We start from the raw sequence: 755 nt of genomic DNA, 5'->3' as shown, positions 1-755 counted from the left end.
AGGTTGAATTTTGATAAAATAGAGAAATGCGAATAACTCTAGAAATCAAATGTCCAACCTGCCTCAGTGACAGTATAAAGAAAAATGGCATCAAAGTAGATGGGAAACAAAACTATCAGTGCAAAGACTGTAAACGTCAGTTTATTGGTGACCATGCTCTGAGCTATCTAGGATGTAATTCAGGCATTACTCGAAAAATATTACAGTTGATGGTCAGAGGTAGTGGTATACGAGATATCGCTGAAGTTGAGCGAATCAGTATCGGTAAAGTTTTACGTACTTTAACCGAATCGACCTACCAAATTCAGCCTAAACAAAGTCATTATGAGTCTCTTGAAGTTGATGAGTTTTGGACTTTCGTGGGAAATAAAAATAATAAACAATGGCTTATTTACGCCTACCATCGAGAAACAGGTGAGATTGTTGCTTATGTTTGGGGTAAAAGAGACTTAGCTACAGTTCAACGATTGAAGACAAAGCTTAAACAATTAGGTATTCACTACACCCGAATTGCAAGTGATCATTGGGACAGTTTCATCACTGCTTTTAAAAACTGCAAGCAAAGTATTGGTAAATTTTTTACTGTAGGTATTGAAGGTAATAATTGCAAGATAAGGCATCGAATTAGGCGCGGTTTTAGAAGGAGTTGTAATTTTTCAAAAAAGATTGAAAACCATTTTAAAGCTTTCGACTTAACCTTTTTTTACATCAATAATGGCTTCATTTAATGTCAGCATACTTTTTGAAACACCACC

1 protein-coding gene is annotated in these 755 nt (G+C 35.4%); it reads left to right on the top strand.

The genetic code is table 11. From position 1 onward, the window contains the following. Positions 1 to 26: 26 nt before the first annotated feature. Positions 27 to 728 (top strand): IS1-like element ISPa14 family transposase, encoded by a 702-nt coding sequence (locus AC1P5O_RS16690; protein ID WP_001223318.1) that lies wholly within the window; start codon positions 27 to 29, stop codon positions 726 to 728. Positions 729 to 755 lie beyond the last annotated feature (27 nt).

Source organism: Prolinoborus fasciculus, assembly GCF_056724605.1.
The sequence above is the reverse complement of the archived record's forward strand: the minus strand, read 5'-3'. Positions and strand labels throughout refer to the sequence as shown.